The 17,630-nt window shown below is 34.4% G+C and carries 14 protein-coding genes and 1 pseudogene; 3 read left to right on the forward strand and 12 right to left on the reverse strand.

The features are described 5' to 3' along the window. Positions 1-40 precede the first annotated feature (40 nt). The 12 genes and pseudogenes from LV704_RS08615 to LV704_RS08670 form a co-directional block, all read right to left on the reverse strand. Positions 41-1,120: a GNAT family N-acetyltransferase gene (locus LV704_RS08615; RefSeq protein WP_163420774.1), complete on the reverse strand. Its 1,080-nt coding sequence runs from the start codon at positions 1,118-1,120 to the stop codon at positions 41-43. Next, a complete protein-coding gene (locus LV704_RS08620) occupies positions 1,101-2,162 on the reverse strand; it encodes an acyltransferase (protein WP_163420773.1) in 1,062 nt (353 codons plus the stop codon). Before LV704_RS08620 ends, LV704_RS08615 begins: the two co-directional genes overlap by 20 nt. Further along, positions 2,159-3,184, reverse strand: a complete 1,026-nt coding sequence (locus LV704_RS08625; protein ID WP_163420772.1) for a formyltransferase family protein — start codon at positions 3,182-3,184, stop codon at positions 2,159-2,161. Before LV704_RS08625 ends, LV704_RS08620 begins: the two co-directional genes overlap by 4 nt. Next, a complete protein-coding gene (locus tag LV704_RS08630; RefSeq protein ID WP_163420771.1) occupies positions 3,168-4,328 on the reverse strand; it encodes a glycosyltransferase family 4 protein in 1,161 nt (386 codons plus the stop codon). Before LV704_RS08630 ends, LV704_RS08625 begins: the two co-directional genes overlap by 17 nt. Positions 4,329-4,339: 11 nt before the next feature. Next, positions 4,340-5,614, reverse strand: a complete 1,275-nt coding sequence (locus tag LV704_RS08635; protein WP_163420770.1) for an oligosaccharide flippase family protein — start codon at positions 5,612-5,614, stop codon at positions 4,340-4,342. Between the two features lie 20 nt (positions 5,615-5,634). Next, positions 5,635-6,993 carry a phenylacetate--CoA ligase family protein gene (locus LV704_RS08640; protein ID WP_163420769.1) on the reverse strand — a complete coding sequence of 453 codons (1,359 nt, stop codon included), beginning with the start codon at positions 6,991-6,993 and terminating at the stop codon, positions 5,635-5,637. Positions 6,994-7,016: 23 nt separating this feature from the next. Continuing rightward, positions 7,017-8,231 (reverse strand): UDP-N-acetyl-D-mannosamine dehydrogenase, encoded by a 1,215-nt coding sequence (gene wecC, locus LV704_RS08645; RefSeq protein WP_163420768.1) that lies wholly within the window; start codon positions 8,229-8,231, stop codon positions 7,017-7,019. Beyond that, positions 8,231-9,309, reverse strand: a pseudogene (gene wecB, locus LV704_RS08650) (non-hydrolyzing UDP-N-acetylglucosamine 2-epimerase). The gene wecC and the pseudogene wecB overlap by 1 nt, the downstream one beginning before the upstream one ends. Positions 9,310-9,374: 65 nt before the next feature. Next, a complete protein-coding gene (locus LV704_RS08655) occupies positions 9,375-10,364 on the reverse strand; it encodes a hypothetical protein (RefSeq protein ID WP_163420766.1) in 990 nt (329 codons plus the stop codon). 1 nt (position 10,365) lies between these two features. Next, a complete protein-coding gene (locus tag LV704_RS08660; RefSeq protein ID WP_163420765.1) occupies positions 10,366-12,054 on the reverse strand; it encodes a hypothetical protein in 1,689 nt (562 codons plus the stop codon). A 54-nt stretch (positions 12,055-12,108) separates the two neighbouring features. Next, the gene (locus tag LV704_RS08665) at positions 12,109-13,605 is read right to left on the reverse strand and encodes a GH3 auxin-responsive promoter family protein (RefSeq protein WP_163420764.1); all 1,497 of its coding nucleotides are present in this window, start codon (positions 13,603-13,605) and stop codon (positions 12,109-12,111) included. Continuing rightward, on the reverse strand, positions 13,606-14,475 hold the full coding sequence (locus tag LV704_RS08670; protein WP_163420763.1) for a M23 family metallopeptidase: 870 nt from the start codon (positions 14,473-14,475) through the stop codon (positions 13,606-13,608). 168 nt (positions 14,476-14,643) lie between these two features. On the opposite strand from LV704_RS08670, the gene tatA reads away from it, so the two are divergent. The 3 genes from tatA (at position 14,644) to LV704_RS08685 (ending at position 17,569) form a co-directional block, all read left to right on the forward strand. Continuing rightward, positions 14,644-14,838: a twin-arginine translocase TatA/TatE family subunit gene (gene tatA / locus LV704_RS08675; RefSeq protein WP_163420762.1), complete on the forward strand. Its 195-nt coding sequence runs from the start codon at positions 14,644-14,646 to the stop codon at positions 14,836-14,838. A gap of 229 nt (positions 14,839-15,067) precedes the next feature. Beyond that, positions 15,068-17,128, forward strand: a complete 2,061-nt coding sequence (locus tag LV704_RS08680) for an OmpA family protein (protein ID WP_163420761.1) — start codon at positions 15,068-15,070, stop codon at positions 17,126-17,128. Between the two features lie 270 nt (positions 17,129-17,398). Then, positions 17,399-17,569: a DUF6747 family protein gene (locus LV704_RS08685; RefSeq protein ID WP_163420760.1), complete on the forward strand. Its 171-nt coding sequence runs from the start codon at positions 17,399-17,401 to the stop codon at positions 17,567-17,569. Positions 17,570-17,630: the final 61 nt, after the last annotated feature.

The raw sequence follows: 17,630 nt of genomic DNA on the forward strand, positions 1-17,630 counted from the left end.
CTAAACGATAGAATTTTACATCAATAGTTAATTAACATTTTTACTTTTTATTCAATACTATCTTGCCCATTTTAAAGACCTTATCATATATTTCCAAAAAATGGTGCTTTTTGAAATTCTTATTGTTAAGATTTAGTTTGTATGTGGTCTCAAAAGTGTTGGTCATTCTAAACTTCCATGGATATCCTCCAGCTCCAAAATCAAGTTTCTTAATTTCACTTTCCTTTTCAAAAAAGAAATTTATCATTTCATAATAAATCAAGTCGCCAGCACTATATTTTTGAAATTTTGGATTGAAAGCTGTGTTCCAATTATATATCGTATCATAATATGAATAGCAGGTTGCATATGAAACAATTGTACCGTCATCTGTTTTTATTAAAAAAGTCATTGCCCTATTACATTCCTTATAAAATTCCTTAACAAAATTATATCTACATGTATCCTCAAATAGGCTTTTTCGTTTATTACCATCTTGATTCCTTTCGATATGAACTTTCGAAATCTTACTTAAAATGTCTTTTTCATCCCCTTTTATAACCTCAAATACTACGTTAAAATCCTTTTTAAGCCTATTTCTATAATTATTGATTTTCTTCTTAAAAAAAAGTTGTTTATAAATAAGAAAAGAGTCATAATTTTTCAAAAACAAAATTGGGTTTTCTCCTAAAAATTCAACTTTTTTATTGTATTGTTCAGATTTAAGCAGGAAATGGGTTAAACTAGTTTTATTGGAGATATGACTCAATTCCAATTTATCCCATTCAATTGAATAAATTGCATCAAAGACTCTCCTAATGATTCTTTGTTCTCCTAGCTCCTTGTTCAAAAGGAAATTATGGAAATCGGCATTTGCCAAAAATTTCAATATTTTTAAACGAATGCCAAATATCCTCTTAGTTTCGATCATAAGAGGAGCAATACCAATAATCTTACTATTTTCATAGATACAAATTATACAAAGTCGAATCCCTTTGTTAATCCCTATTTCTTTCCACCAAGTATATAAATAATCGAAAGTGCAATACACTGTCATTTCACTTGAGGTCTTTTCCAATGAATGCCATTCTTCCTTCAATTTCGAAAAGGTCTCTGTTTTACTAATTATCCTTATTTCCACTATACCTGAATTTTTTCGACCATATTACACTTGGTTCCTCAATTAACTTATAGAATCCGTATGAAATAGCAATTATTGGTAAAATACTAAGAAATGTAAACAAAGTTCTTACAAAATCACTTTCAAAATGTTCTCGAATGAAAAGCTTCATAATGCCACCTAGTGGCACATGAATCAAATAAAGAGAAAATGATATTTTTCCAAAAAAAAGGAAAAGTTTGGGAGGGTTTCTTACCAAAAAGATACTAATTACAGCAAAAAACACTCCGGCAATATCGCCCCATTTATAATCTGTAGTGCAGATATAAAATAGTACTACTAGAAGAATGGCAAAACTATATTTGTCAATAAGCTTTTCTTTAAATTGAAAAATGGCAATCCCTATAAAAAAAATTGGCATTACTCTTAAAGCTGTCCCGCCATAATGCAAATAGGTTCCTTTGATAAAATAAACAAATAGCAGCCAGGAAAGCAATATAAATATCGACATCCAAAGAAAATTTATCAATTTCCTTTTATAAACCAGTAGAGGAAAAATCAAACCTATAATCAAATAAAATTGAAACTCCACTCCAAGAGACCAAAATACTGGGTTTATCCATTCCTGGTTTTTGAAAAAGCTAACGAGATATCCGAAATGAAGCAAAAAATTTGTAAAGTCTACTCTGTAGTCCCCAAACTTCCAGTATTCGCTGGGCAACTCGCTGGCAGTATAAAACACATATATTGTTAAAAAAATAGAGGCAACATATACCGGTTCTATTCTTATAATTCTTTTTATAAAAAAGGATTTAAAATTTTTAATGGAGTATCCACCCCTCAACATCGAATAGGGCAAAATAAAGCCAGAAATAACAAAAAAAACACATACTCCAAACCCGCCGCCATACTTAAATAAATTGTAAACAAGTCCATTAGTATCCAACAAGTTACTTGTGTGCGTTAGATGATATAAAACTACCGACATAGCTGCAATTCCTCTAAGAAAATCTATTGACTCTAACCTTGAAGAAGAATTTTTATAATTGGCCTCCCTATTCATACAATTAAATCATTTTTAGCCTTTTCGTAATGTTTATGCATTTTACCTTTATATATATATTCAGTTACTAGATACAATTTTCCATTGTGCTTTAAAAAAAGTATGTTCTTTTTTCTAAAAAACTTATATCCTGTAGATTCATTATTATCAGAAAATAGCTGGATATTAAGAATTGAAACCAAAAACCCTCGGTAAAATCCATATGTAAATGGATATAATGACCTGCTATGATTTGCTCTTACATACCCCTCAAGATTTTGATCTATATCTCCTAAAAAAGATTTATATCTAACAATTTTATGGCAATAGGAGGCCTTTGATTTGTCTTGTTTGATTGTTGTGAGTTGAAAGCCATTTTTATGTAGATCATTTAACATTTTAGAAGCTGTAGAAGCACTTAAATGCATTCTTTTCTGATTTGTTGGGGTATTCTGCACTTTGTACCTTTCTTGCAAAACAATATCTCCATTGTCCCATCCGCTTTCCATATAATGGATAGTAGTTCCAGAAAAGATTTCATTTTTAAAAGCCTCAACATAGGTAGGGTATCCACCCCGTAAACCAGGCAAATAAGATGGGTGAATGTTCAAAGTTCTCCCTTTAGGTTTGTTAAATATATCCTTGGGAATTTTAATTCCAAACGATGCTACAATTAAGAAATCATATTCTTCAAGATTATCTAAATTCTCTAATCCCCGAAACGGAAAAATGGAAATATTGATTTTTTTGTTAAGAAAACTCAAATCTTTTTCTGGGAATATGGTTTTCAGAATTTCTTTCTTTTGATTTGCATAGATTAAATTGTCTGTTTTTATCATAAATTCCCTTAAAGCCCTCATAAATTTTCTACCACTAATTATTTTCTTAAAGGATTGGAAAAGAGATTTTGAAGATGGCGTTGCAAAAATAATGTCAATGGAGTTTTCCCTCAAAAAAGGAGTTCCATTTAGTTGATATAAAATAGAACTCAAGTAAGGGCGATATCCTAAAAACAATATCTTCTTATTAATTGGCTCTTTCATAAGTAGCTATGAACTTTTGTATATTATTGTTCCATCCATATTTCTTCTCTAATAAATCTAAAATTTTTTGAGGGTCAAATTCAGAATCAAAGACTTTAAGGATTTTTTCAGCTAAATCCGTTTCTGTTTCATGGTTGGAATCAATTCCTTCACCAATATATGTCCCAAAGTCATTTTGAAATTCGTTTATTAGCGTGCTTAATCCTATAATTGGAATTCCAAACATTAGGGCTTCTAAATAAACTAACCCAAAACTATCACTTTTACTGGGCACCACCAGAATGTCGCTACTTGCATAAAAATTGGCTATTTGAGGCCATGTGGATTTTCCATAGGCTCTAATTTCAAAATTCCAAGAACGTTCTTTTATATAATCTAAACCCGCTTTATTTGCCACAACAAGCAGTTCAATACTATTGTATAACATTGGCGAGATTTCAATTGCATTCAATAAAATTGGGAGGTTTTTTATCTCAATAGATTTGGTCAATCCATTAAAAAAAACAACTTTTTTTTTATTAGTTTTCCTAATGGGTATTTTCCGAACAATCTGCAACGGGTTTTTAATTTTTACTAGCTTTCCATTCTGATCTAAGTCGATTTCTTCATGCTTTTGTTCAGCCAGGTCTGAAATATAGATTATTTTTGAAGCTCCTCTTATTGCATTTTTTAGTTTAATTTTTCCTTTTTCATTATTCAATATGATATCATTATGGTTCCAAAAGCCATGGTCCGTTATCACGTAAGAAGTTGAAACATTATCAATTTCTTGTAAGGCTATTGAACTAGTATTATGAAGTGAGTGTATATGTATCACATCGAAGTCGGTTTTTGACAGAATCCTTTTTAATCTGTTATATTGAAAAGACAAAATCCATTTTTGCTTAAAAGAAAGGTAATTGAATTTACCTTTTGAAAAAAACTTAAATCTGGGTAAAAATTGGCCTAGCTTCCATAAAGAATTTCCTTCAATAATCACATTGCCAGATTTACTTGACTTTAAGGGTTTATGATACCAAAGAAATACTTCATGGTCCAAATCTGAGAGTTCCTTTGATAACCCTTCTATGTGTGTTGCAATCCCACCAAATGAGCTACCACCATATTTTTTGGGAACTGGGCCGATTATTAAGATTCTCATCATAGAAATAGTCATTAAGAAAGTGAAGTCTTTTTTAATAGATTCATAAAATAATTCGATAACAGACAGCTCACTGCCGTTTGCGCAACATAACTTATAACTATTCCCCAAATCCCCCAGTGGTAACACAAAAGTATGGAAAGCGGAATCGCTATTACCAATGCGATAGAAGAAACTTTAAATGATACATCCAATCTTCCTAAGCCTATAAATGCTGGACCTTTTAAGGTAAATGCACTATACACTAACCACCCTATCAACATTACACGCAAAAGAGGTATTGACGAATCATATTTTCCATCAAAAAAATAACTGATTAAATACGGTGCTATTAATTGAAAACACAAGAAGATAAATAATCCTGCTATAAAATACTGCTTCTCATAATATCTTAGTTGTGAAAAAAATAATTTACCATTATTAGACTCTTTAGAAAATTTTGGAATTACAAACTGTTGCGCACTACTTGATAAAACCCCTAAAGCCTGTACCAAAATCAAGGCAAAACTATATTGTCCAAAAATTTCTCTATCTGTAATGAGGTAGTTGGCCACAAAAAAAGTTACATATATTCTAAATTGATCTGAAACTTGGGCAAAAAAGTTAAATTTTGAAAGGTTTTTAATTTCTGATTTAAGTTTATTCGCGTATTCAATAATGTTGTTTTTGGAAAAAATATGATCTCGTAAGTCAAATAAGAGAAACAGGGCGGTAACCAAAAACCCAATAATGACAGCAACGACGTATCCTCTAATGGCAAAATAGTATGTCAATAAAATTATCACGGTGACAGAAAACATCTTTGTTATCACCTGTATTATACTAGCCTTTTTAAAAAGTTCAAGTGCTTGATAATATCTAATCATTAGGAGAGAAATGGGACTGATTAATATTACAATCGAAAATAAATGAAACAATTGGTTGATTTGATTATCCGATGACAACAATCCAAAAAAGGCAAGAGTATTTAGTACAAAAAAGACAATAAAAGAAAACAAAAACGCATTCTTCAATACGTACTGGAGCACAAAATATTGTTTTGCTTTTTTTGTGCTTTGAGGTACAATCTTTAGTATTGCAACAATTAGGCCTCCACCTCCAATTATTGAGGCAACATCTACAAAAGTCTGAAGCACTTTGATTTTTCCCAATTCCTCTGGTAAAAGTAAGCTTGCAACCAACATATGAGAACCAAAAACCATAAATTGCGCCAAAAAATTGGAAAAAAAAAGATGAAAAAACCCTTTACGAAGTATGGATTTTAATTTTCTTAGAGTTTCTGCAAACATAAATCCAATGTTTTTGTGTGTCAATGGATTTTGGATATCAAAAGAAGAAATTTGCCATTGCTCTTTTTTTCTAAAGCTCCGACATATTTTATATCCAATTCAAAATCCAAATTAAATTTTGACAATATCTCATCTCTAAGTTCTAATTCTGTAGTTTTTGAAAAAGCCTCTCCTTTAATTATCCTGACCTGTAATTTACCTTTTTGATGTTGGAAATACTGAATCCCCTCTATTTTGGCATACAATTCAGAATGTAGGTTTAGAGCTGTTGTTGTAACGGATGAGCCATCTTTATTGTAGATTTTGCTTCCATCCCACCTACCATATATTTCCTTAAAGATTAACCCCTTAAAATCACAATTTTCACATCCACATTCTGCAACTTGAGTATAGTCTCCCGTTTTATACCTTAAGAGTGGCATGCCATAATTATTAATTGTAGTTCCTGTGATTTCGCCAAATTTTGATCTTTTGTTTGAACTATTAAGAATTTCAGTATACCCATAAAACGAATCAACATGGTAAAAGTCTGTGTTTTCGCAATATGAGGCAAACACAAGTTTTTCTGTATGTCCATAAAAGTTCATATGAGGAATTTTCAGTTCTTGATTGAAAAAAGAATTCATTAGTTGTGATGTATTCTCAGAAGTTGTAAAAAGTCCTTTAATAAATGAAAAGTCCTTATTATTAGCAATTAAAAACTTGCCAAAAAGAAACAGATTACTCGTATATCCGTGTAGAAAATTTATGTTATTCCTTTTTAAAGTATCAAAAATTGTTTCAAAATAATCATTGTTTAAGCGAAAACCATCAAAAATAAACTCCTTGGAGATTGGGTTTATTATGTAATCTTTATTTTTTTTTAGTTTAGTATTTCGTATAACTCCTCGCTTTGAAAAATTATATCCCAATTTGCCCCATACATAATGAAGAGTGGCCAGTTCAACCGCGTATCGTTTCTTTGGAAGGTATAAATTTAGGGGCTTTCCAGAGGTTCCTCCAGTTGTTACAAAGTCATAATCAGACATTTTTATTCCGTCCGCTATAAAGTCTTCAAAATTATCTAAAACCTCTTGCTTGTCGATTGGCTTTATAATCTTATAAAAATCAGCAATAGATTTGATAGAGTATCTGCTATATCTTTTCCTATAATAAGGGACATTTTTTAAGCAAAAATTTGTGATGTTCAGCACTTGTTGCTCTAAATTGGGGTTTATCTGGTTGTTTTTTAAATTGGAAAAGTGTTCTTTATATTCTCTTCCAAAAACCAGTGTAGGCCAGCAATTTAATTCAATCAATACTTTGTTAACTTCAACGGGTATTCTGTCCTTGATGTTTTCAAAAAGATGCCTTTTAATTCGTACAAAAAATGAGCTCATTTTAGTTTACTTAGAACAGGGGTCTATTTAAAAACCCCACAGAAATCTATTACTTTTTTAGCTGAATTAACGTTTATGGTCTTAAACTCGTTATGTGCTACCAAAAAGACAATAATGTCAGCTCTTTTAGTGGCCTCTTTATAATCTGTAAGCTTAAACACCTTGTGAGAATTAATATTGGGTTCTACAATGTAGTACTCTTCGTCATTGGCATTCTGAAGCACCTTTTGAACAATATATTTCGCAGGAGATTCTCGTAAATCATCAATATTGGGTTTAAACGAAAGCCCCATTAAAGCAATTTTTGGTTTTCTCCCATTTTTTAATTCGAACTCTAATTTAGATGACTTTACTTTTTCAGCACACCAAAAAGATTTATAATTATTGATTTCACGAGCTGTACCTATTATTTTGGATTCCATGGGATAGTCTGCCACGATAAAATATGGGTCAACCGCTATACAATGGCCTCCAACACCACACCCTGGTTGTAAGATATTCACCCTCGGGTGTTTGTTTGCTAAAGAGATTAATTCCCACACGTTAATATCTGCTTTATCGCAAATGAGCGATAGTTCATTAGCAAAAGCTATTTGAACATCTCTTGAAGAGTTTTCCACCAATTTACACATTTCCGCCGTTCTTGCATTAGTTTTATGAAGTTGTCCTTTAATAAATTGGGAGTAAAATTCTATAGCCCTATCAGTTGATGCCTTATCAACTCCACCAATTACTCTGTCATTGTTTACTAATTCAAACATAACATTTCCTGGGAGCACCCTTTCTGGGCAGTAAGCTATGTGAAGTTTACCTTTAAGTTCTGGTCTTTTTTCGAAGATGAGCTGCATCATCTTTTCAGTAGTACCAATCGGTGAGGTAGATTCAATGATATAAAGGTCTCCCTTTTTTAAAAGAGGAATTATAGCTTCTGTAGCAGCTTGAACGAAAGATGTATCCGGTTCATTCTTATCTTTAAATGGCGTTGGAACCACGATAAGGTAGTTGTTAGCTTCAACAGGCGTTGATGCGGCTTTTAGAAATCCTTGTTCCACACCCATCTCAACGGCTTTATCCAAGTCGGGCTCAATGATATGTATTTTACCAGCATTTATGGTTTCAACAACATATGGGTTAATGTCCACTCCATGAACTGAGGTTTTGTTCTGTGCAATCAAAGCAGCAGTGGGAAGCCCAATATAACCGAGTCCCATCATCACAACTTCTGGGTTTTTATCCATTATTGAATTTTAGATATATAATCTATTATTTTTTTACATGCATTGCCATCGCCATACGGATTATGAAGCTTACTCATTTTTAAATATGCTTCTGTATTTTCAAGCAATTTTGTTGATTCCGAAATGATTTTTTGTCTATTTGTTCCCACCAAAATCACCGTTCCAGCCTCAACTGCCTCCGGTCGCTCAGTAGTATTTCTCATAACTAGGACAGGTTTTCCCAAACTAGGGGCTTCTTCTTGTACCCCCCGCTATCCGTAATAATCATATAAGACTTGTTCATCAACCAAACAAATGCTGGATAAGACAAAGGGTCAATCAATTTAATATTATCAATATCTCCTAGAATTTCGTGGACAGGTTTTTGGACATTTGGGTTCAAATGCACAGGATAGACAATTTGAACTTTCGGATAAAGAATCGCAAGTTGTTTTAAAGCACTACAAATATTGATAAAGCCTTGCCCATGGTTTTCTCTGCGATGTCCCGTAACCAAGATCAGTTTCTTTTCTGCTTCAATTAGACTATTCAACTTAACCACTTCCGGGTCATAGAAATCGGCTGATGTTACTTTATTAACACTATACTGTAATGCATCTATTACAGTATTTCCAGTAACTAAAACGGTGTTACTCTCTTTGTTCTCTTTGAGCAGGTTATTCATTGAAGTAACTGTTGGCGCAAAGTGTACATTTGAAATTACCGCAGTAACACTCCTGTTCATTTCCTCCGGAAAAGGAGACTGCATATCAAAAGTTCTAAGGCCTGCTTCTACATGGCATACTTTGACTCCAGCATAAAAAGCGGCCAAACCTGAAGCCATTGTTGTAGTAGTATCCCCATGTATATAAACAAAATCCGGCTTATATTCCTCTATTACTGGTTTAAGTTGAGTGATAATGTCCGCTGTAAGGGTATACAAATTTTGATTTGGCCGCATCAAATTCAAATCATAATCAGGCTCGATTTCAAAAAAACGAAGTACTTGATCCAACATCTCCCTATGCTGGGCAGTCACGCAAACCTTTGTTTCAAACTTTTCACTATGCTTACGAAACTCCTTAACCAAGGGGGCCATTTTAATTGCCTCAGGTCTAGTTCCAAAAATAATTAAGTTTCGTTTTTTACTCAATCGTATATTTTTTAAAACAATTCAGAAGCTTTTCTATCGGCATACCTCATTACGGAAATGACTAAAAACAAGCCTACCAAACATAACGGTATCAAAACCATCCCTCTTGCAAAAAAGATTTTCTTTTGTTGTTGGGTGTTTCCAAAATTGATAATATTAATTGCTTCCTTCTGTTCTTTAACTTCAATTTTCTTTCGCTCTGTATTTTGAATTAATTCATTCTTAAGGGCGAAAAGACCCGTAACATTCATCTTTTCAGTATTGTCCAAAACAATTCTCTCATCAATCTCTTTGCTGCTTTGAGCGTTGAAGCTTTGAGAATACCTAGAAATTAATTCATCAATTTGTTTAATAAACGTTTCATTTCTTTCAATTCTTTCCAAAGCATTTTGATTGGATGTAACCACTAATTCTTTAAAATACCCGTTGGAATTTATATAGTTCATTACCTTTTCTGCAAAAATCTTACCCTGCGAAGGGTCTTTAAATAAAAAAGTGATTCTATGATTTAAAGTGCTTTTATTCGAAAGTTCGGATTTAATTATATCTAAGAATTCTTCATTGGCCTGAAATTTTTCCAAAAGCTCAAGGTATTCCATACCTCCTTCTTTATTTTTCTCATCTTCTATGGGCTCAACAGAAACCTTAAACTCTCCTAAATTGCTCACCTCAACTCCAATTTCTTTAAAAAAGACTGAATCTTTGGCCCTAATGTTACTTTCTATTTCCGCAACAACATCATATAGATAATTCTTGCTTTCCAAATTAGGTTTTACAATTACCTCAATTTTCAGTTTATTTCTAGAAATCTGGTTAAGCCCATATCCAAGACCTACCCCAATCACCAGAAGGATACCCAATATTATAGCGTTCTTCTTCAAATAAAGAAACAGCCTCAAGAAAGCAATTCCAATTTTATTAAACCCCTTCCCTATCATTTGAAACAGTTGTCCCAAATCTATTTCATCAGAATTACTGTTATTTACTGGTTGGTCTGCCATTTTATGAATTGAATATTTGTTTTAAAATCCTGTCCGTAATTAAATATGTGGGTTTTACTCCCGTTGTTCCCAAACCTCCTGAAGCCAAAGTACTTCCAGTTTCCAATGGGTTATCAGAGGCGTAATACGCATATCTTACCTTAACATCCTTGTTGATGCTCTTCCTGATTTTAGACGCTGATTGAATTGCCTTTTGGTAATGCACTCCTTCCATTTCCAGTCCAATTACATTCCAAGTGGATTCATGAAAGAATCGAAGAATATCTTTATTCTGAAGTGATGTTCCTAAAACGGTCACCATGGTTCCTTCTAATACTTTTAACCCATGCCCTTCAAAGTCCGAGGCGCATAATTCATTTTTAAAAGGGTAATTGTCTGCAGTTCCTTCAAAAATATGAGCAGACGGAATCATCAAGTCTCCTTTTCCTCCTTCTAAAATACCTGCTTTTCCCATTACCGATATGGAATCCACATTTAAAAATTTCTTTTGAACTTCTCCTTCCATTGGCTTTAAAAGTTCATCTATGGTTTCGTAGGCTTGTTCTCCAAATGCATAATCCATTACAAAGATAACGGGTTTTTCATCGTCAGAAATGTCGCTTGGGAAATCATAGCAACAGGTGTTCTTTCCAAATTTGGCCGAATCAAAAATCTGTACATCAATGTTTGCCCCAGACTCATCATCAATGAAAATCATGCCATTCTTTTTGCCAACTTCCATGACTTTTTTTCTAAGCTCCTTGTTTTTTGAAGAACTCAACGCTTCATATATATCCAAAGACTTTGTATCTGGAAACTCTTTTGCCAAAACTTTCTTTGCAAATAGAGAGTTCATAACACTGTGCATGTTAGCACTTATAATGTGAATGGGCCTATCCAACAATTTATGTTTACTCAGTGTTTGTTTGATCAGAGCTGCCCAGCGCTCACCATGAATGTGGTGCCCCAATCTTTCTCGTAACAATGGGCTAAATGTAATGGTCCGTTTATTGCCTGTTGTTTCTTCTTCTATTGCTAACTTGCCCAGCCAAAAAATGATGTTTAAAAAGCGATCGGGTTGCGTTGGTGTGCTTAGCTTATTTTCAATTGCTACAACTTCCTCAAAAGTTCTTCCAAGAATATTTGCAACATGTATGAGCGCAACTTCTCGCTCTGCCTCACTCTTTTCTTCACTTTGAACAAAATTCACCAATTTATCCCAATCCCGTATGGTAGCGGTTCCATCTTCTACCAAAACACGTTCGCATATCTTTCCGGATTCTATAAACAAAAAGGTAAGGTGTGTAAGAATATCATAGATATCGCTTCTGCCGCGGGTTATCTCAATATTCATTTGTTCATCATCAATCCGATAACAATTTCTTCTTCTTTTGGGAGGTACAATTGCTTTTAGATGGGATTTGGAAAAGCCTTCATCCGATGTTAGATTGATAAACCGACACTCTTCAATACCCTCTGGCAATCTTTCCAAAACATAGATAAGGCCATCAAGCTCAGCTTTTTCATCTGCTACTGATCCATAAATTTCTGGCCTTAGTAATAGTAATGCGGTCCGTAAAGCGTTTCCTGAAACCCCTGAAGGTTTGTAAAACCCTCGGTTGAGCAAATGCCGCATTGTAATATACAGGCGCTCTATTGCGTTGGTGGATTCTTGTGCTCTTGTAGTTTGTTTTACTTCGGTTGCCATCATACGTTCTGGCAAAAATACATGAATTCCTACTAAAGAAGAACTGTTGGTTGTTATCTAAATCTGAAATGTAGTCAACCCCTCTGCTACTTTCCTGTCGTTGGACAGTCTTTGAACCTTATTTTGTCCTCCCAACCTCCCAATGGTTCTCATATATCCTTGAAAGCCTCCCGGTTTAATACAAGTGATTTTCAATGGCTGCAAGATGTTTCCTTCCAGTAAATCCAAATAGTAGCTATTCTGTTTTTGCATGCTTTCCTCTATAAGACAGGAAAACTTAGAAAGGTCCGAGGGAATTCTTTCAAATTCTATAAACCATTCATGATAAGGCAGTTCTCCATTTTCTGGTGAGGTTTGTGGGGCAACTGTAAATTCGTTTACTAGTGCATCAGTATGTTCTATTCCTATTTTTATGGCCTCTTCAACCTCTTTTGCAATAACGTGCTCGCCAAAGGCCGATATAAAATGCTTGATTCTTCCAGAAACAATTACCCTATACGGTTTTGATGAAATAAACCGAATGGTATCTCCTAGATTATATGCCCACAATCCGGCATCAGTGGAGATAATCATCACATAGTCTACATTTAACTCAACCTCAGCTATAGTTAATCGTTTTGCGTTTTCATTAAAAAATTCATCCGCCTTTATAAACTCATAGAAAATCCCTGAATCTAAAAGAAGCAGCATTCCTTCTTCCTTTTGGCAGTCTTGGTAGGCAAAAAAACCCTCGCTTGCCGGAAAAAGCTCGATACTATCTACTTTTCTTCCTATTAAGTTCTCAAACTTGGCTCTGTACGGCTCATAATTTACTCCTCCATAGATAAATAACTGAAAATTTCTAAAGAGCTCTCCTACCTTTTTTCCGGAGGTTGCATTAAGTCTTTCAAAATACATCTGAACCCATGATGGTATTCCTGCAATTACGGTCATATCCTCATTTTTGGTCTCCTCAACGATTTTCTCCACCTTGGTTTCCCAATCTTCTATACAATTGGTTTCCCAACTCGGCAATCTGTTTTTTTGCAGATAATTAGGCACATAATGCGCAGAAATCCCTGAAAGACGTCCCAATTTAATACCTCCTTTTTCGTCCAAAACGGGACTTCCTTGAAGAAAAATCATCTTTCCATCAACAAAATCTGCTTTACCAGTCTCATGAATGTACGTTAAAATCGCATTTCTGGAAGCTTCTACTTGATGTTTAATAGATTCTTTAGTGATAGGTATATATTTGGCTCCTGAGGTAGTTCCAGATGTTTTGGCAAAATAAATGGGTCTTTCTGGCCATAGAACATTACTATTCCCTTCAATTATCTGTTCAACATACCCCTTTAGCTCCTCATAATCCCTAATTGGAACTTTTTCCACAAAATCAGCATGAGTTTTAATCCCGTCAAAATCATGGTCTTTGCCAAATTGGGTCTGTTTCGCAATGGAAATAAGATGTTTAAACGTTTTTTGTTGGGCCTGCACAGGGTTGTTTGCCCATTTAGCCGTTTTCCCAACAATGTTTTTAGCAAAAAGTTTTGCTGCAAAGGATTTTAAGGACATTTATTTAAAATCAATGTAATTCAAGGGGTTTACAGGTTTTCCGTTGTTCCAAATTTCAAAATGTAAATGTGGCCCCGTAGTTAATTCTCCCGTATTTCCAATTGAGGCAATAACCTCGCCTGCTCTTACCAAATCCCCTTGTGATTTGCTCAAAGAGCCATTATGCTTGTACACTGAAGTAAGGTTGTCTCGGTGTTCAATAATGATGACATATCCTGTTTCTGCAGTCCATTCTGAAAAAAGAACGGTTCCGTCAGCAATGGATTTTACTGGAGTTTCTTTGGGTGCAACAACATCCACGGCATAGTGTTTGGCCTCAGCATCAAAAGGTTGGGACAGTGTTCCGCTAACCGGTGAAAACAGCAAGCTGCCAACATTTTCTACATTTCGTTCAAAAAGATTGTATTTGTCTTCCAAATCCACTTCCTCTCTTAACAGCAAGTCTTCACGAATAGGTGTTAAATCAACAGTGGAAGGGTCAAGTTTGTATTTTTCAAAAAGTGAATCTCTGTTTACCTCATTATTTTCAATATCCCCTCTCAAAACAAGGCGAACATTATCTAAATACCTATTGGTATAATTTAAAACTGTAACCAACGAATCCGTTTTGTAAGTAAGTTCCGTAGCTTGTCTTTTTAATCTTGTGGATGAATATCCTGGTATATACTCTCTTAAAGGTGAAAAAGCTATGATAAGTGTGGTAAGACCAATTAAAACAATAATGAACAGCGTTCCTGTTACAAAAACGTTGAGCCTGCTAAGTTTAAAAGAAATCTTTTCTTCAAAGGTATTTTCGTTCAATATCACCAGCCGATACTTGTGCAGCAGCTTGCGTTTGATCTCTTTTCTTTTCTTTTTATCCTTTGCCATAATGAACAAAGATAACCTTAGATTTTAATTTTGTTGTTAAGCTTTTTAAAATGTCTTCGGGTATTGTAAAACCCTAATAGACAATTTGAGATGCTAATTTTCGTTAATTGGACAGGGCCTTAAGGTTCTTTTTAGTAATTTTACTTTTCATTTAAAGGCGTTGACGTTATGATTGCTCAAACTATTTTTCTTGGTATGCTAGGCCCATGGCAGATTGTACTTATTGTATTGGTTGTTCTTTTACTCTTTGGAGGCAAAAAAATTCCTGAGCTTATGCGAGGATTAGGTAGTGGTATAAAAGAATTTAAAGATGCTTCAAAAGAAGATGAAAAACTTGAGAGCGGCAAAGAATCGGACTCTTAATTCTATTATATTATAAAGGTTTTTCCTACTCACAAAAACCCTGTATTCAAAGGGTTTGTCGATGAAGAACCACATTTTTATCGCATACACGTTACAAATTCCCTCTTTCACAACAAAAAGTTATAAACGCTACTCCCATATTCTATTTTAGCGTTTGAAACTGGTATTATGCGTTTTCGTGTAATACCAAATCAATCACCTGACGATAATTTATGCAGACGGAGTGATTATGAAAAGACTGATTTTAATTTTATTTCTCATTCTTTCACCAGGGCTTAAATCCCAGGAGGTCACCCTATTGCAGTTTCAGGATGAAGAATTGTCTTTAAGCTCCCCAAGCGAACAACAGGTTGAATATTTCAAGCCTGTTTTTATAAAGCAACTTGAAACCCTTGACCGTAGAGAATTAACCAAATTTGTTCGCGTAAAAGGGACAACCGCCAAGCTCATTAAACAAGCAGATTCTTATTTTGATAAAATGTGGTACGCCGAAGCGGCCCGCGTTTATGATGTTGTCTTGGAAAAAAGTGATGCAGAGCATACTTTCAAACTTCTTTCCAATGCAGGCGATTCCCATTATTATACCGGTAATCTAGAAAAGTCCTATAAATGGTACCATGAGCTTTATGAGACATTTAGGGAAAGAATTACTGAGGAAAAGTTTTTCAAGTATGCCCATAGTCTAAAAGGAACCGGTCGGTATCGTAGAGCTGCCAAGCTCACCAAACTGTTCAGACAAAAAAGAGATGAACCACTTAACGAATTGGATAAGGACAACGTTACGTCTAACGCACCTGCTTTGGTAGAGATTAAGAATATGGCGATAAATTCAAAATATTCGGATTTTTCTCCAATGTTCCATAATGAGTCAGAAGTGGTTTTTGCATCGGCACATGATTCTTCCTTCCTTACTACGAGAAGGTATAAGTGGAACAACCAGCCTTTCTTAGATTTATATGTGGCAAAGGCAGATAGCGAGGGTGAGGATTTAACAAGTCCGAAAAAATTCTCTAAACAAATCAACACAAAATACCATGAAGCTTCAGTGGCGTTCTCGCCAGATCAAAAAACCATCTATTTTACAAGAAATAATTATGGTAAAAAGCTCAAGCGTGGCAAAAATGGAATAAATCATCTAAAAATTTATCAATCTAAGTTTGTAGATGATCAATGGACCAAAGCAGTGGAGGTTTCGTTTAACAGTGAAAACTACTCTACAGGTCATCCTTCTGTAAGTCCAGATGGTAAAAAGCTATATTTTGTATCAGATAGACCGGGTGGCTTTGGCCTAACGGATGTTTATAAGGTGGATATTCTAGAAAATGGTGCTTTCTCTGAACCAGAAAACCTAGGAAGGACAGTAAACACCAGCAAAAAGGAGATGTTCCCTTATATAACAGAAAATGCCCTTTATTTTTCTTCCGACAGGAATATGGGAATGGGTGGTTTAGACATTTACAAAGCAGATTACGCAGGTGGCGTTTTTGGCATTGGCATTAATTTGGGAGAACCCATTAATAGTAATAGGGATGATTTTTCCTATATAATAGATGAAAACAACGAAAAAGGATATTTTGCCTCAAACCGAAAAGGAGGAAAAGGAGATGATGATATATATTCTTTTAAACACATTTTAAATCTCAATGCCATTTCAGGCTCCATACAGGACCTTATTAGTGAAGATCCCATTGCCGATGCCATGGTTAGTCTATTTGACAAGGACAATCTTAGGATTGATTCCGTGCTAACTGGAAAGGATGGTAGTTTTATCTTTGAAAACCTTGCGCCTTCAAACAAGTATACCGTAAGGACCGTTAAAAAAGGTTATTTTGAAGATAGCCTATCCACAAACACCAAAAACAATGAAAGGATTACGGTGACGCAATCCTTAAAACAATTAAAGGAAATCATCGCAGAAGAAAAAGGTGTTCTGAAACTAGAAACGGAAACTATTTATTTTGACTTTGACCGATTTAACATTAAACAACAGGCTTCACAAGAGCTGGATAAGTTGGTAGAGGTAATGAGAGAATATCCAGAGATGGTCATAAAAATAGAATCCCATACAGATGCCATAGGCAAGAAGGCCTACAACAAATACCTATCGGACAAACGTGCAAAAGCCACAAGAGATTACATTATTTCGCAGGGCATTGACTCTTCAAGAGTACAAAGCGCCATAGGTTATGGTGAGGAACGGCTATTAAATGATTGTGCTGATGGAACTAGATGCTCTAGAGATAAGCACCAACAGAATAGGCGTTCAGAATTTATAATAGTAGAAATGTAGCTGCTATATACCTTATAATATAAAAGCCCCTTCCTATCAGTTGGGGCTTTTTTAATGTTTTTTCATACTTCGGACTGCATTACACCGATGTTCCTCTCGTTATCCTGTTATTCTTGACTTGTATTTTACCGATGAATATTTGTGCTTCATAGGGTTTTAAAAAAAAACGGGCTGTTTGTCAATCTTTTTTGGGTTTTCATCCTGTTGTTTTTCGAGCTGTTTGTCAAAGCATAATCTTTGTCCTGTCTTTAAATCTTAAAAAGCTGACTTATGAAGAAATTAATACTCGTAAAAGAAATTTATCTAGAAGGATTTAGAAACCTTGGCAGTATTTTATTAGAAAAGTACTTTAAAGTATTTGCCTGGTTTAGTTTTGTAATGTTCTTTATAGTGCTGTATGCATTTGTATATAGAATTGCTACTGGTTTTGCTTTTGACTAAGTAAATCCAAAGTGTTTAAAGAACAAAAAAGCCCGGCTAGCTGGGGAGCACTGGGCTTTTC

It is taken from the genome of Flagellimonas sp. CMM7, from assembly GCF_021390195.1.
GTDB lineage: Bacteria > Bacteroidota > Bacteroidia > Flavobacteriales > Flavobacteriaceae > Flagellimonas.

Bases quoted from the DNA above. Each gene is read 5' to 3' on its own strand.
- LV704_RS08620 (WP_163420773.1), bottom strand. From the start codon at position 2,162: ATGAATAGGGAGGCCAATTATAAAAATTCTTCTTCAAGGTTAGAGTCA.
- LV704_RS08625 (WP_163420772.1), bottom strand. From the start codon at position 3,184: ATGAAAGAGCCAATTAATAAGAAGATATTGTTTTTAGGATATCGCCCT.
- LV704_RS08630 (WP_163420771.1), bottom strand. From the start codon at position 4,328: ATGATGAGAATCTTAATAATCGGCCCAGTTCCCAAAAAATATGGTGGT.
- LV704_RS08635 (WP_163420770.1), bottom strand. From the start codon at position 5,614: ATGTTTGCAGAAACTCTAAGAAAATTAAAATCCATACTTCGTAAAGGG.
- LV704_RS08640 (WP_163420769.1), bottom strand. From the start codon at position 6,993: ATGAGCTCATTTTTTGTACGAATTAAAAGGCATCTTTTTGAAAACATC.
- wecC (WP_163420768.1), bottom strand. From the start codon at position 8,231: ATGGATAAAAACCCAGAAGTTGTGATGATGGGACTCGGTTATATTGGG.
- LV704_RS08655 (WP_163420766.1), bottom strand. From the start codon at position 10,364: ATGGCAGACCAACCAGTAAATAACAGTAATTCTGATGAAATAGATTTG.
- LV704_RS08660 (WP_163420765.1), bottom strand. From the start codon at position 12,054: ATGATGGCAACCGAAGTAAAACAAACTACAAGAGCACAAGAATCCACC.
- LV704_RS08665 (WP_163420764.1), bottom strand. From the start codon at position 13,605: ATGTCCTTAAAATCCTTTGCAGCAAAACTTTTTGCTAAAAACATTGTT.
- LV704_RS08670 (WP_163420763.1), bottom strand. From the start codon at position 14,475: ATGGCAAAGGATAAAAAGAAAAGAAAAGAGATCAAACGCAAGCTGCTG.
- tatA (WP_163420762.1), top strand. From the start codon at position 14,644: ATGATTGCTCAAACTATTTTTCTTGGTATGCTAGGCCCATGGCAGATT.
- LV704_RS08680 (WP_163420761.1), top strand. From the start codon at position 15,068: ATGAAAAGACTGATTTTAATTTTATTTCTCATTCTTTCACCAGGGCTT.
- LV704_RS08685 (WP_163420760.1), top strand. From the start codon at position 17,399: ATGAAGAAATTAATACTCGTAAAAGAAATTTATCTAGAAGGATTTAGA.